Raw genomic sequence first — 13,146 nt, 5'->3', positions numbered from 1 at the left:
CATGCCCAAGCGGGTGGATGAAAAAGGCTCGGAAAGCGCCAGCACGGACGCCGTAGGCCAATTTGAAGAAGCGATGAAAGAGTTGGAAGCGCTGGTTTCGAAGATGGAACGTGGCGATTTGCGACTTGAAGAATCCCTGCATGTGTTTGAGCGCGGTATCGCGCTAGCGCAGCAGTGCCGTCAGTCCCTAGAAAAAGCCGAACTCAAGGTGCAGAACCTTCTGGAACGCAGCAGCGATAACCAGGACGCCTAAGCTTGAGTCACACGGAACCTTTTGCGCAGCGTATCGACGCTTATCGCGAGCGCCTGCGCGCTCACCTTGATCATGAACTCCCCACTGCCGCGCATTATCCGGCGCGTCTGCATGAAGCCATGCGTTATGCCTGTGATGGCGGCAAACGCCTGCGCGCGCTGCTGGTCTACGCCGCCGGTGAAACGCTAGGCCTTGAAGCGCAGTTGCTCGATGCTCCCGCCAGCGCGGTTGAATTGATCCACGCCTATTCGCTGGTGCATGACGATCTGCCCGCGATGGACGATGACGATCTGCGCCGCGGCCGTCCGACCGTACACAAGGCTTATGACGAAGCCACCGCGATTCTGGTTGGCGATGCACTACAAACTCTGGCCTTCACCGTGCTCACACGCGGTGCCGGACTCAGCCCTGCGCAAAAGCTCGGCATGGTTGAAGCACTTGCTGAAGCTTCGGGTTCTTGCGGCATGGTCGGTGGTCAGGCGATTGATCTGCAGTCCGAAGGCAAAAACCTGTCGCTGCCAGAACTCGAGAATCTGCATATCCACAAAACCGGCGCACTAATTCGCGCCAGTCTGAAACTGGCTTGTCTCGCCTCGCCTGCGCTTGATAACGCGCAAGCAGATGCATTGGATCGCTACGGCAAATGTATTGGTCTGGCCTTCCAGATTCAGGACGATGTGCTGGATATCGAAGGTAGCAGCGAAGATTTGGGCAAGACCGCCGGCAAAGACAGCGCCAGCCTCAAATCCACATATCCGTCGGTGATGGGCCTGCCTGCCGCCAAAGAACGAGCCGCAGAGTTGTTTAGCGACGCAGATAAAGCCCTTAGCGTCTTTGGCGATAGCGCCGCGGCCTTGCGCTGGCTGGCCAAGCACATCCAAAGCCGTAATCACTAGATTCCATGATCAACTTTGCCGCACTGCACAATTTGCACGATAATTGTGCATTAACGCCATAATCGCCCTATGACCGACATCCCCGGATACGCCCTTCTTGGGCGCGTAAAGACACCCACCGACCTGCGCCGCCTGCCTCTTGCAGAGCTTCCGCACCTCGCCGTGGAGCTGCGCCGTTACCTGATCGAAACGCTGGGCCGCATCGGCGGGCACTTTGCCGCCAACCTCGGCACGGTCGAATTGTCGCTGGCGCTGCACTATTGCTTTGATACGCCGCATGACCGGTTGGTCTGGGACGTCGGCCATCAGGCCTATCCACATAAAATTTTGACGGGTCGTCGCGAGCAGCTCGAAACGATTCGTCGCCTCGGTGGCTTGGCGCCGTTCTGCCATCGCGCTGAAAGCGAGTACGACAGCTTTGGCGTTGGTCACTCCAGCACTTCGATTTCTGCCGCCGCTGGCATGGCCGCCGCTGCGCGCGTTAAGAAAGAGAAGCGTCGCGCTGTCGCAATTATTGGCGACGGCGGCATGACCGCAGGCATGGCGTTTGAAGCGCTGAATCACGCTGGCCATCTCAATCTCGACATGCTGGTGATTTACAACGACAACGATATGTCGATCTCGGAAAACGTCGGCGCCATGCGCGACCACTCCGCGCGATTGATGAAGAAGTTGGCGCTGGCGCAAGCGCCGCACCATCTGCGCGCACCGCAGACCGAACACGAAAACGAAGCGCATCTGGATAATCCGGGCGCGCTGTTTGAAACCTTTGGCTTCAAATATCACGGCCCGGTTGATGGCCATGATCTCGACGCGCTGATGAATGTGATGACGCGCCTGCGTGACGCTAAAGGTCCGCAACTTCTGCACGTTGTCACCACCAAAGGCAAAGGCTTTGGCCCTGCCGAAGCGGATCCGATCAAGTATCACGGCGTTACGCAATTTGATCCGGTGACTGGCGCATTCCCTTCGAAAAAATCTAGCGGCAAGCCCAGCTACACGCAGGTGTTTGGTGATTGGCTTTGTCAGGTTGCTGCGCAAGACGAAAAAGTTGTTGCTATTACACCGGCAATGCGCGAAGGCTCTGGCCTTGTCGAATTCTCCAAGCAATTTCCTGAACGTTATTTCGACGTGGGCATTGCCGAACAACACGCTGTTACCCTCGCCGCTGGCCTTGCCTGTGAAGGTCTCAAGCCGGTTGTTGCGATTTACTCAACGTTCTTGCAGCGTGGTTACGACCAGCTGATTCACGACGTTGCGATTCAGAATTTACCGGTCGTGTTCGCACTCGATCGTGGCGGCTTGGTCGGCGCCGATGGCGCGACGCACCACGGCACGTTTGACCTGTCTTTCCTGCGCTGCATTCCGAATATGGTGGTGATGGCGCCATCAGACGAAAACGAATGTCGCCGCATGCTCAGCACCGGTTTGCACATCGATGGCCCGAGCGCTATTCGCTATCCGCGCGGCAATGGCAGCGGCCTTGAACTCGACGCAGAAATCAAACCACTGACGCTAGGCAAAGCACGCATCGCACGCGAAGCAATTGGTCGTCGTCGTCCACGCGTTGCGATTCTCGCGTTCGGTTGCATGGTGCAGCCTGCGCTTGAAGCTGCAGAAATTATTGATGCTGTAGTTGTCGACATGCGCTTCGTCAAGCCGCTCGACGTCGCGATGATTCACGATCTCGCCAACGAGAACGATCTGCTGGTGACAATCGAAGACAACGTCAAGATGGGCGGCGCAGGTAGCGCTGTGAACGAAGTCTTGATGGCGCAGCACATGACTGTGCCTGTGCTCAATCTTGGCTTGCCGGATCACTTCATTGAACACGGCACGCGCGAAGAATTGATGGCACAGATTGGCTTGGATGCTTCGGGAATTTTGCGCAGCATTCAGAAACGCCTGCGTGCGAAAGATCTCGACGAATCAGTGATTGCCAAGAAACACGTTTCTTAAAGAAACGACTGCGCTACACAAAATTAACCGTCATACCCGCGAAGGCGGGTATCCAGTTTTAGCGCTTTGTAAGTAGTGGGTCGACAACTGGATTCCCGCCTACGCGGGAATGACAAGATGAGAAGCGTTTCTTAAGCTTGGCTTTCACCAAACCAACGAAGCTGTTCGCGCAGCTTCACGACTTCACCAACGATCAACATACTGGCACCGCTGACTCCAGCGGCCGTCACTTGTTGTGGCAGATCGCCTAGCGTTGCAGCGATCACGCGCTGCGAAGGTGAAGTGCCTTCTTCAATCAGCGCGGCGGGCCAATCACTTGGTAAGCCATGCGCAATCAATTGCGCACAGAGATGTGGCAGCGTGCTCAAACCCATGTAAATCGCAACCGTCTGACCACGACGCGCGAGCATGTCCCAATTCAATGTGAGTGTGCCGTCAGCACGTGCGTGGCCGGTGACGAACACGCAGGCCTGTGCGTAATCGCGATGCGTGAGTGGAATGCCTGCATAAGCAGCGCAACCGCTCGCAGCGGTCACGCCTGGCACTACTTGAAACGGCACGCCTTGCGCAGCAAGCGTTTGGATTTCTTCGCCGCCGCGACCAAAGATAAATGGGTCGCCGCCTTTGAGACGTAGCACGCGTTTGCCTTCTAGTGCGAGGCGCGCGAGCTCTTGATTGATCTCGTCTTGCGGAACGGTGTGGCGATTGCGCTGCTTACCAACGAAGACGCGCTCGGCATCACGACGCACCAGATCCATGATCGCGGGCGAAACCAAGCGGTCATAAAGGACAACGTCAGCTTGCTGCATTAAACGCAGAGCGCGGAAAGTCAGTAGATCGGGATCGCCCGGCCCTGCGCCAACAAGGTACACCTCGCCTCGCACAGGCTTACCATCAATGATGCGCAGCAGTTCACGCTCAGCGCCGGCTTCATCGCCCGCATAAATGCGCTCTGCACCGACGCCATCGAGAAACTGTTCCCAAATACTGCGACGCGCAGTCTGCGGTTCGATCTGGCGCACGCGCTCACGCATGCGCCCCATAAAGCCTGCGACGTCGCCGTAACGCTTGGGCAACATCGTCTCCAGCTTTTCGCGAAGACGACGCGCCAGCACTGGCGCAGCGCCGCTGCTCGATACGGCGATCTGCACCGGATCACGATTGATGATCGATGGCGTAATAAAGCTGCTGAGACCGGGATTGTCGACGACGTTGACCGGAATACCGCGCGCGTCTGCCGCAGTGGCGACGGCTCGGTTCACGTCGAGGTTATCGGTAGCGGCGACCACAAGGCGACAACCTTCAATTTGGGCGGCTTCAAATTCGGCGCCCAACAACGTTACTTTTCCGGCCCCGTGGAGTTCTGACAGTTCGCCGCAAAGTTCTTTGGCGACGATCTGGATCGCTGCGCCTGAAGTCAGTAACAGGCGAATCTTACGCAGGGCGACTTCACCGCCACCCACAACCAGCACGCGCTGACCACGCAAACGCATGAAGATCGGAAAATAAAGTGAATCAGTAGCTTCCATGTCTTATTTGATGTTCTAAGTAAACGAGATTTGAAGTCAAATCCCGGTGGTCATGGCCTTGAGCAGCATGGTGCCTCCAATGAAGATGAGAAAGCCAGCGATCACGCGCTTGAGCAGTTTCTCGGGCAGATTGAAACCAATCCTGCTGCCAATCCAAATGCCCGGCAAAGCGCCCAGCAATAGATAACCGAGCAGCGCGTAATTCACTGTGCCAAGGCTGGCATGGCCGGCACCGGCAATCGCGGTGATGATCACGGCATGGGCCAGATCGCTACCAACCAGTCGGATCGGCGCGTGCTTGGGATAGATCAGCAGCAATAGCATCATGCCGATGACGCCTGCACCAACGGACGAGATCGTGACCAAGGTGCCGATGAGAACGCCGGATAGAACGGTCAGCTGAAACTGTTTGCGTTCGCTGGGTTCGACCACAGCACCTTGATTGCCACGCTTAATCAAGCGCATCAATTGATCTTGGAACAAGGCGAAAGTCGCGGTGACGATGATCGCAATCGCCAACGTCAATTTGATCAAGCCATCAAGGCCAGGGCCTTTAGGGAAATTGTGTAAAAAAACCAGCGTTATCAAAGTTGCTGGCACACTACCTAAAGCCATCCAGCGCACGATGCGCCAATCCAAGGAGCCGTTACGCCCGTGGAGCAAAACGCCAAAAGATTTGCTGGTCGAGGCATAGAGCAGGTCTGTACCCACTGCGATCGCCGGGTTGATTCCGTAGAACATGATCAAAATTGGGGTCATCAGTGAGCCACCACCCACGCCAGTTGCGCCGACGGCAATACCGACGAACAAGCCCGCAACTGAGAACCCAAAATCTTGCATAACCCACCCAAATTTAGGACGCGCACCTTAGCAGAAAGGCCTCACTGATTGAGCCTTCCATATAAGGTTTAGAACTAAGGGGAATGAACGTTTTTTGCTGAATTTTTAAGCAGAATGCATCTCTCCTCAGCCCACCTCTCCGTCTCAAAATCATTGGTGGCTATGGCCGGTGGTGCAATAAGTGCTAAGAGAATATGATTTACATAACGTAAACGCATATGAGGTTGCGATGAAGCTCCGTCAACTCCACTACATCCATGAAGTCGCCCAGCGCGGACTTAACGTGACCGCGGCCGCCGAGGCCCTGTTCACGTCACAGCCCGGCGTGAGCAAACAGATTCGCCTGCTTGAGGACGAATTGGGCGTCGACATCTTCCAACGTAATGGCAAGCACCTGTCGGAGGTCACTCCGGCCGGCAAGCGCATTCTTGAGTACACCTCGCGCCTGCTGGCTGAGGCCGAGAACATCAAGAATATTGCGGAAGAGTTTCATGACACTGATCGCGGCGACCTGATTATCGCCACTACGCATACGCAGGCGCGCTATGCCTTGCCGCCTGTGATTCAGAAATTCCGTACGCGTTTCCCCAAGGTAACCCTGCACTTGCATCAGGGTTCTCCTCCTCAGATCGCCAAAATGGCGGCTGAAGGTCAGGCTGATTTCGCCATCGCGACCGAAGCCATGGAGCACTTTGAGCAGCTAGTGATGTTGCCCACCTATCACTGGAACCGCTGCGTGCTGGTGAAGCCCGGCCATCTGCTGGCGGAAAAGAAGAAGCTGACGCTTAAAGATGTCGCGGCGCACCCTATCGTCACCTATACCTTTGGCTTTACGGGTCGCTCAAAACTCGATCAGGCTTTCGCCGCACACGGCCTCAAGCCGGATGTGGTGCTGACCGCCGTCGACGCTGACGTGATCAAAACCTACGTTCGCGCGGGGCTTGGCATCGGAATCATCGCCAACATGGCCTATGACGAGCGCACAGATAAGGACCTGCTGCGTCTACCCGCTGACCACCTGTTTGAGCCCAGCACGACCCACATCGGATTCCGTCGCGGCATGTTCCTGCGCGGCTATATGTACGAATTCATGCGGATTTTTGCTGCGCACCTGACGCAGGAGAAGGTCGACGAAATCGCCGCCATTTCCGATTCTGGTGAACGTACGCAACGTAGCCAAGCGCTGATGGCGACCTTAAAAACCGCCTAAATAGAGAGGAACGTTATAAACTTATAACGATATCTTCCATCGCTAGCGCCGTCTGCTTGCTACCGTAACCGGTGGCAAGCAGAGGCTTTAATTTTTAAGCGGAAATCAACACCATGTATCGTTACGACCAATACGACCAAACGCTGGTTAACGAGCGCGTCGCGCAGTATCGCGACCAGACGCAACGTTTCCTTGCCGGTACGCTGCCCGACGACGAGTTTCGTGCGCTGCGTTTGCGCAACGGTCTCTACATCCAGCGCTTTGCACCGATGCTTCGTGTTTCGGTGCCCTACGGCATGCTGTCGTCCAAACAAGTTCGCATGCTGGCGCACATTGCCCGCAAGTACGACAAGGGTTATGGCCACTTCACGACGCGCCAGAATATTCAGTACAACTGGCCCAAGCTGGAAGAAGTGCCAGACATCCTCGCCGATCTGGCCAGCGTCGAAATGCACGCGATCCAGACCAGCGGCAACTGCATTCGCAACGTCACCTCGGATCATCTGGCTGGCGTTGCTAAAGATGAGTTGGTAGATCCGCGTCCGTACTGCGAAATCACCCGTCAGTGGGCCACCTTCCATCCAGAATTCAACTGGCTGCCACGCAAGTTCAAGATTGCGTTTTCGTCGACCACTGCTGATCGCGCAGCGATCCGCGTGCATGACATCGGCATCCAGATCGTGCGTAATGACAAGGGCGAGTTGGGCTATCAGGTTTATGTTGGCGGCGGCCTTGGCCGCACACCCATCATCGGGCCTTTGGTTCGCGAGTTCCTGCCAGAACTCGATCTGCTTTCGTACTGCGAAGCCGTGTTGCGCGTCTACAACCGCCTCGGCCGGCGCGACAATATGTACAAAGCGCGCATCAAGATTCTGGTCAAAGAAACCGGCCTCGCCAAGTTCACCGAAATGGTGGAAGCCGAGTGGGCGCATATCAAAGACGGCGACCTCAAATTACAGCCGCAAGATCTTGAGCGCATGAAGTCGCACTTCACTGAATTCGCCTACGACAAGAACGCTGCTGCGGATACCACTTATGCAGATCGCCTGCGCGAAGACTCTGCGTTTGCAGCTTGGGCCAAGCGCAATCTCAAAGAGCATCGCCAGCCGGGCTATAGCATTGCGTTTGTTTCGCTGAAGGCTTCTGGTGTTGCGCCTGGCGATATCACTGCTGAGCAAATGGATGCTGTCGCTGAATTGTCTGATCAATATTCATTTGGCGAAATTCGTTCAACGCATGAACAGAACTTGGTATTTGCCGACGTTCGTCAGCAAGACCTTTATGCCGTCTGGTTGCGCTTGCGCGAACTCGGTTTGGCGACGCCAAATATTGGCCTGCTCACTGATCTGATCTGCTGCCCGGGCCTTGATTTCTGCTCGCTCGCTAACGCTGGCTCGATTGGGGTTGCGCAGGATATTTTCGACATCTTTGAGAATCTAGACTATCAGCACGATATCGGTGAGATCAAAATCAAAATGTCAGGCTGCATGAATGGCTGCGGCCATCACACTGTGGGTCACATCGGCATTCTTGGCGTCGATAAGAAAGGCGAAGAGTGGTACCAGGTAACGATCGGTGGCTCGGCTGAAAACGACGCGAGCTTGGGCGATCGCACAGGTCCTTCTATCTCTCGCGCAGACATTGCTGGCGTGGTTGAGAAGATCGTTGACGTCTATCTCGAAAATCGACATAGCGAAGATGAGAGCCTGCTGAAAACTTATCGCCGCATCGGCATGCAGCCATTCAAAGAACGCATCTACAACACCGCGCCTGCCGCAGAGGCCATCGCATGAGCGCGCTGATTCGTAATCGCCAGATCGTGCCGAACGATGTAACCATTCTGGATGACGAAGCTGCTGCCCCACAGAATGGGAACTTCGTCGTGTCACTCGCGCGTTGGCAGAAAGACAACGCACAACTGCGCAGCCTGTCCGTCGACGTCGGTGTACGCCTACCCAACACCGCAGACCTCACAACGATCTGGGCTGAACTGGAAGACCGCAAACTGATCGTCCTCGACTTTCCCGGCTTTGCCGACGGTCGTGCTTATTCTCAGGCACGCTTATTGCGTGATCGTTACGCTTATAAAGGCGAGATTTTGGCAGTCGGCGGTGCCGTTGTGCGCGATCAAATTCAGGGCATGCAGCGTTCAGGCATTAACAGCTTCTTGCTCCGCGCGGACCAAGACCCCAATGTCTGCCTGACCGCCTTTGATGATTTTGCCTCGGCTTATCAACGAGCTACAGATAAGGATATGGTCATTCCTCGCGAGCATCGCAGAAGCAATAGCTTATAAGAGTGCCGCGATAAAGCTGTTAACTGCCATTTGCAGCACATCGCGATTGGCAAATTCATAAGCCCGCAATAGGGGCCTGTTTCCAACGGTTTAGGCTTGGTTTATTTCAGTTCGGAGATCAGCAAGCTGGCCAGATCAAAGGCAGACCCAAAAATCGCTCAAATTACTGAGTAAAAATTACTTGCAAAGTAGCAAGAAAGCTTGTTTTTTTGGTCTGCAAGCGCTTACAGTGTCAGTAATGGGTCGTACACTCAGCTGCAGTTTCAAGCACAGAAAAATCCAAAGGATGGGAATTAATTTATGAAGCATCAGATGAAATCAGGTCTTTTTGCGCTCGGGCTGTTCGCACTCGTTAGTGCTGATGCGCAAGCTCAAACTCTAGTTGCCTCAAACGCTGGCGCCCAAGCAGCCAGCAGCTTTGCAGGTGCTTCGTTTGGTTCCCCTATCGCTTTTGGTGCTGACTGGGGCTCCGCCGGTATCGGCGTGTTCGGCCAGACGCTGAGCGGCTCAGGCAAGAAAGGTGACGGTAGCGCTGGCGTGGCATTTGGCCTCGGCGATGCAGATCGTTACGTTGGTCTTGAAACGCAAGTATCGGTCTCCAGCCTCTCCGGTAGCAGCGGTGATAGCTTTGGCGATTCAGGTGCTCTAGGTTTCAAGTTGCATACCAACTTGGGTAGCGGCGCAGCATTTGCTGTAGGCGTCAACAGCACGGCTCGTTGGGGCAAACAATCAAATCAGAATAAAGCGAGCCTTTACGCAGTTGCGACGAAGGCATTCAAAATTGGTACGACTAGCCCTTACGCCTTGGTGGCAAACGTCGGCATTGGCGACCAAGCCTTTCAAGAAATAGGCCAAAATGGCGGCGCAGGCGTTTTCGGCTCTCTTGCTTTCTACTTTACGCCACAAGTATCTATCGTTGCGGATTACACCGGCCGCTTCCTGAATGCCGGGATTTCAGCCGCTCCGTTCCGTACCTTGCCCTTCACCGTTACATTGGGTGCCGTCAATGTGACCGGTCGCTATAACAGCGACGCTCAAGTAGCCATGACACTCGGCTACGGTTTTCACTTTTAATAATTGGCCACTCGATTGGAGATGAATATGCGTAAACACATCATGACTGGCCTTTTGGTTCTTGCTGCTAGCTACGCCGGTGGCGCTGCTGCCGCAAGCGGAACTCTTGGCTCTGGCGCTTTGGGTATCGATAACTTCACGCTGAACAGCAATATCGGCAGCAACCCTAACGCTGCTGGCCGCGGCCCTGGCAGCTTGGCTTATACCCTGAGCAAGATTTTCTTCGGCGGCGTCGAGCTTTATTTCGATACCAACGGCGTATTGGTTGATCCAAGCGGCAAGCCATTTAGCGGCACCACCCTCACCGGTGAAGTCTTCAAAGACGGCAAACTGCTGTAATCCGTTCGGTTCTTTCGAACTACGCAAAAAGGCCCGCAAATGCGGGCCTTTTTGTTGGTGCAGAACGCTCGCAGATACGTGAGCGTTCCCTTCTAAACTGTGACCTCAGAATAAGGGTTTAACCCACTTTCTCCAAGCCACCAAGATAGCTACGAAGAATCATCGGCACTTCGATGCTGCCATCTGCTTGCTGATAATTTTCAAGAATAGCGACTAAGGTACGTCCGACAGCAAGACCCGATCCGTTTAAGGTGTGCAGCAGTTCCGGCTTGCCCGCAGCATTGCGATAACGCGCTTGCATACGGCGCGCCTGAAAATCTTCAAAGTTGCTGCACGAAGAAATTTCGCGGTAACGGTTCTGTGACGGCAGCCAGACTTCAATGTCGTAAGTCTTCGCTGCATTCGCACCCATATCGCCCGTGCAAAGCGCAACTACGCGATACGGCAACTCCAGCTTCTGCAAGATTTTTTCTGCGTGGCCGGTGAGCACTTCCAGCGCTTCGTAGGATTTATCTGGAGTCACTGCCTGCACCAACTCAACTTTTTCAAATTGATGCTGACGAATCATGCCCTTGGTATCGCGGCCAGCCGAGCCTGCTTCTGAGCGGAAGCATGGCGTGTGCGCGACCCACTTCTTGGGCAATGCTTCACCTGCAAGAATTTCATCACGCAAAAGATTGGTCACTGGCACTTCGGCGGTAGGAATCAGACTCCACTCTTGTTCGCCTTTGAGCGTAAACAGGTCTTCGCCAAACTTGGGTAGCTGCGCCGTTCCGCGCAAACTTGCCGCGTTGACGATGAAGGGAACATACAGCTCTTCGTAGCCATGCTCCTGCGTATGCACATCGAGCATGAACTGCGTCAGCGCGCGATGAATGCGCGACAGTTGGCCGCGCAGAACGGTGAAGCGTGCGCCGGTGATTTTGGCTGCGGCAGCAAAATCCATCAGACCCAAGGCTTCGCCAAGATCAGCATGATCTTTGGGATTGGCGATTTCACGAATCGTGCCCCAGCGGCGAACTTCGACGTTATCGTCTTCGCTCTTGCCGTCTGGCACTGAGCTATGCGGAATGTTGGGAAGGCGCGCCAGGAAGTCGTCGATCTCGATCTGCAGCGCTTCGAGTTCTACCTTCTTGCTATCCAGCGTTTTGCCGAGCTGATCAACATCCGCCATCAACGGCGCAATATCCTGTCCCTTGGCTTTAGCCTGACCAATCAGCTTGGAGCGCGAATTGCGGTCAGCCTGCAGGTTCTCGGTTTCGGTCTGCAAAACCTTGCGCTTGGACTCCAGCGCATTGAACTTGGCCAGATCAAATTGATATCCGCGACGCGCGAGTTGTGCAGCAACCTGTTCTGGTTGGGCACGTAGCAGTTTGGGATCGAGCATTACCGCATTCCTGAAGCTTGTTTGAGGGTCGCTATTGTAGCCGGGAGACCTCAGGCCCAATACCCGCCCTGATCAGGATTTTTTGCGGAGCTGCACCAGACGTTCGGCGATTTTGATTTCGAGCCCTCGACCAACCGGTTCGTAGAAGACCGTGCCTTGGAGGCCATCGGGGAGAAATTGCTGGCCAGCAGCGTGAGCGCCTTCTTCGTCATGGTCATAGCGATAGCCCTTGCCATAGTCCAGATCCTTCATCAGCTTTGTGGGCGCATTGCGGATGTGCATCGGCACATCGAGTGTACCGGTGGCCTCCACCGTCGCACGCACCTTGTTATAGGCGGTGTAGACCGCATTGCTCTTGGGCGCCACAGCCAAATAAACAACGACCTGCGCCAGCGCCAGTTCGCCTTCAGGGCTACCGATGCGATCAAAGGCGTCCCAAGCGTTCAGGGCCATTTGCAAAGCGCGTGGATCGGCCAAGCCGATATCTTCGTAAGCCATGCGCGTCAGGCGACGTGCGACATAACCGCCATCAACACCACCATCGAGCATGCGCGCAAACCAGTAGAGCGCTGCATCTGGATCACTGCCGCGCACAGACTTATGCAATGCCGAAATCTGATCGTAGAAATTCTCGCCCTGCTTATCGAAGCGACGGAATCCGCGTCCGATGAGTTTCTCTAAAAGCTTGTCGTCTTTCGATTCTTCAGCCCGAGAGAGTTCGACCGCTGTTTCCAGCAACACCAAGCCACGACGCGCATCACCATCTGCAGCCTGTGAAATACGTGTCAGCCAACTATACGGAATTGAACCTTCCGGCTCGCCCAACCCTTTTTCAGCATCGGTGAGCGCACGATGCAACAGCGTCAGAATCGCTTCTTCACTGAGCGAACGTAGAACAAATACACGCAATCGCGAAAGCAAAGCACCATTCAATTCGAAGGATGGATTTTCTGTCGTCGCACCAATCAGCGCCAAAGTGCCATCTTCAACAAATGGCAGCAACGCGTCTTGCTGACTTTTATTAAAGCGATGAATTTCGTCGACAAACAAAACCGTTCGGCGCGGCTCTTTGGCTTCAAGCGCCATCTGCGCCTGCGCTGTCGCTTCGCGAATATCTTTAACACCCGCCAACACCGCAGACAGCGTTAAAAAGTTTGCGTCAACGTACTGCGCAACCAAACGCGCCAGTGTAGTTTTACCGACGCCAGGAGGCCCCCAAAAAACCATTGAAGGAATTTTTCCAGCCTCAAGCAGCGCACGCAAAGGTGCACCCTGTCCAAGCAAATGCTCTTGTCCTACAACCTCATCCAGCAATCGTGGCCGCATTCGCTCCGCTAAGGGTTTATGCAAGGCCTGCACGCGA

Annotated in this window: 12 protein-coding genes; 8 read left to right on the top strand and 4 right to left on the bottom strand. The window is 54.9% G+C overall.

Features of this window, described 5'->3' with window-relative positions; translation table 11 throughout:
* Position 1: 1 nt before the first annotated feature.
* The 3 genes from CJD38_RS11000 (at position 2) to dxs (ending at position 3,108) form a co-directional block, all read left to right on the top strand.
* Positions 2 to 253, top strand: a complete 252-nt coding sequence (locus tag CJD38_RS11000; protein WP_107940411.1) for an exodeoxyribonuclease VII small subunit — start codon at positions 2 to 4, stop codon at positions 251 to 253.
* A 2-nt stretch (positions 254 to 255) separates the two neighbouring features.
* Positions 256 to 1,149: a polyprenyl synthetase family protein gene (locus CJD38_RS10995; protein ID WP_206362964.1), complete on the top strand. Its 894-nt coding sequence runs from the start codon at positions 256 to 258 to the stop codon at positions 1,147 to 1,149.
* Between the two features lie 69 nt (positions 1,150 to 1,218).
* Positions 1,219 to 3,108: a 1-deoxy-D-xylulose-5-phosphate synthase gene (gene dxs / locus CJD38_RS10990; RefSeq protein ID WP_107940410.1), complete on the top strand. Its 1,890-nt coding sequence runs from the start codon at positions 1,219 to 1,221 to the stop codon at positions 3,106 to 3,108.
* Between the two features lie 131 nt (positions 3,109 to 3,239).
* On the opposite strand, the gene cysG is transcribed toward dxs, so the two are convergent.
* Together cysG and CJD38_RS10980 are read right to left on the bottom strand one after the other, a co-directional pair.
* Complete coding sequence (gene cysG, locus CJD38_RS10985; protein ID WP_107940409.1) at positions 3,240 to 4,637, bottom strand: siroheme synthase CysG; 1,398 nt, start codon at positions 4,635 to 4,637, stop codon at positions 3,240 to 3,242.
* 36 nt (positions 4,638 to 4,673) lie between these two features.
* Positions 4,674 to 5,477 (bottom strand): sulfite exporter TauE/SafE family protein, encoded by an 804-nt coding sequence (locus CJD38_RS10980; RefSeq protein WP_107940408.1) that lies wholly within the window; start codon positions 5,475 to 5,477, stop codon positions 4,674 to 4,676.
* Positions 5,478 to 5,706: 229 nt separating this feature from the next.
* On the opposite strand from CJD38_RS10980, the gene cysB reads away from it, so the two are divergent.
* The 5 genes from cysB (at position 5,707) to CJD38_RS10955 (ending at position 10,396) form a co-directional block, all read left to right on the top strand.
* The gene (gene cysB, locus CJD38_RS10975; RefSeq protein ID WP_107940407.1) at positions 5,707 to 6,687 is read left to right on the top strand and encodes an HTH-type transcriptional regulator CysB; all 981 of its coding nucleotides are present in this window, start codon (positions 5,707 to 5,709) and stop codon (positions 6,685 to 6,687) included.
* 113 nt (positions 6,688 to 6,800) lie between these two features.
* Complete coding sequence (locus CJD38_RS10970) at positions 6,801 to 8,480, top strand: nitrite/sulfite reductase (RefSeq protein ID WP_107940406.1); 1,680 nt, start codon at positions 6,801 to 6,803, stop codon at positions 8,478 to 8,480.
* Positions 8,477 to 8,983 (top strand): DUF934 domain-containing protein, encoded by a 507-nt coding sequence (locus CJD38_RS10965; protein ID WP_107940405.1) that lies wholly within the window; start codon positions 8,477 to 8,479, stop codon positions 8,981 to 8,983. Before CJD38_RS10970 ends, CJD38_RS10965 begins: the two co-directional genes overlap by 4 nt.
* A 312-nt stretch (positions 8,984 to 9,295) precedes the next feature.
* Positions 9,296 to 10,057 (top strand): hypothetical protein, encoded by a 762-nt coding sequence (locus CJD38_RS10960; RefSeq protein WP_107940761.1) that lies wholly within the window; start codon positions 9,296 to 9,298, stop codon positions 10,055 to 10,057.
* A gap of 27 nt (positions 10,058 to 10,084) precedes the next feature.
* Positions 10,085 to 10,396: a hypothetical protein gene (locus CJD38_RS10955; protein ID WP_107940404.1), complete on the top strand. Its 312-nt coding sequence runs from the start codon at positions 10,085 to 10,087 to the stop codon at positions 10,394 to 10,396.
* 118 nt (positions 10,397 to 10,514) lie between these two features.
* Here CJD38_RS10955 and serS read toward each other — a convergent pair whose 3' ends face one another.
* Together serS and CJD38_RS10945 are read right to left on the bottom strand one after the other, a co-directional pair.
* Positions 10,515 to 11,783: a serine--tRNA ligase gene (serS, locus tag CJD38_RS10950; protein ID WP_107940403.1), complete on the bottom strand. Its 1,269-nt coding sequence runs from the start codon at positions 11,781 to 11,783 to the stop codon at positions 10,515 to 10,517.
* Between the two features lie 72 nt (positions 11,784 to 11,855).
* A complete protein-coding gene (locus CJD38_RS10945) occupies positions 11,856 to 13,142 on the bottom strand; it encodes a replication-associated recombination protein A (protein ID WP_366511331.1) in 1,287 nt (428 codons plus the stop codon).
* Positions 13,143 to 13,146 lie beyond the last annotated feature (4 nt).

Source organism: Stenotrophobium rhamnosiphilum (genome assembly GCF_003052265.1).
GTDB lineage: Bacteria > Pseudomonadota > Gammaproteobacteria > Nevskiales > Nevskiaceae > Stenotrophobium > Stenotrophobium rhamnosiphilum.
This window is presented reverse-complemented; position numbering and strand designations above follow the sequence as displayed.

Excerpts from the sequence above, each read along its gene's own strand:
- cysG (WP_107940409.1), bottom strand. The coding sequence starts at position 4,637 with ATGGAAGCTACTGATTCACTTTATTTTCCGATCTTCATGCGTTTGCGT.
- CJD38_RS10955 (WP_107940404.1), top strand. The coding sequence starts at position 10,085 with ATGCGTAAACACATCATGACTGGCCTTTTGGTTCTTGCTGCTAGCTAC.
- CJD38_RS10965 (WP_107940405.1), top strand. The coding sequence starts at position 8,477 with ATGAGCGCGCTGATTCGTAATCGCCAGATCGTGCCGAACGATGTAACC.
- CJD38_RS10970 (WP_107940406.1), top strand. The coding sequence starts at position 6,801 with ATGTATCGTTACGACCAATACGACCAAACGCTGGTTAACGAGCGCGTC.
- dxs (WP_107940410.1), top strand. The coding sequence starts at position 1,219 with ATGACCGACATCCCCGGATACGCCCTTCTTGGGCGCGTAAAGACACCC.
- serS (WP_107940403.1), bottom strand. The coding sequence starts at position 11,783 with ATGCTCGATCCCAAACTGCTACGTGCCCAACCAGAACAGGTTGCTGCA.
- CJD38_RS11000 (WP_107940411.1), top strand. The coding sequence starts at position 2 with ATGCCCAAGCGGGTGGATGAAAAAGGCTCGGAAAGCGCCAGCACGGAC.
- CJD38_RS10960 (WP_107940761.1), top strand. The coding sequence starts at position 9,296 with ATGAAATCAGGTCTTTTTGCGCTCGGGCTGTTCGCACTCGTTAGTGCT.
- cysB (WP_107940407.1), top strand. The coding sequence starts at position 5,707 with ATGAAGCTCCGTCAACTCCACTACATCCATGAAGTCGCCCAGCGCGGA.
- CJD38_RS10980 (WP_107940408.1), bottom strand. The coding sequence starts at position 5,477 with ATGCAAGATTTTGGGTTCTCAGTTGCGGGCTTGTTCGTCGGTATTGCC.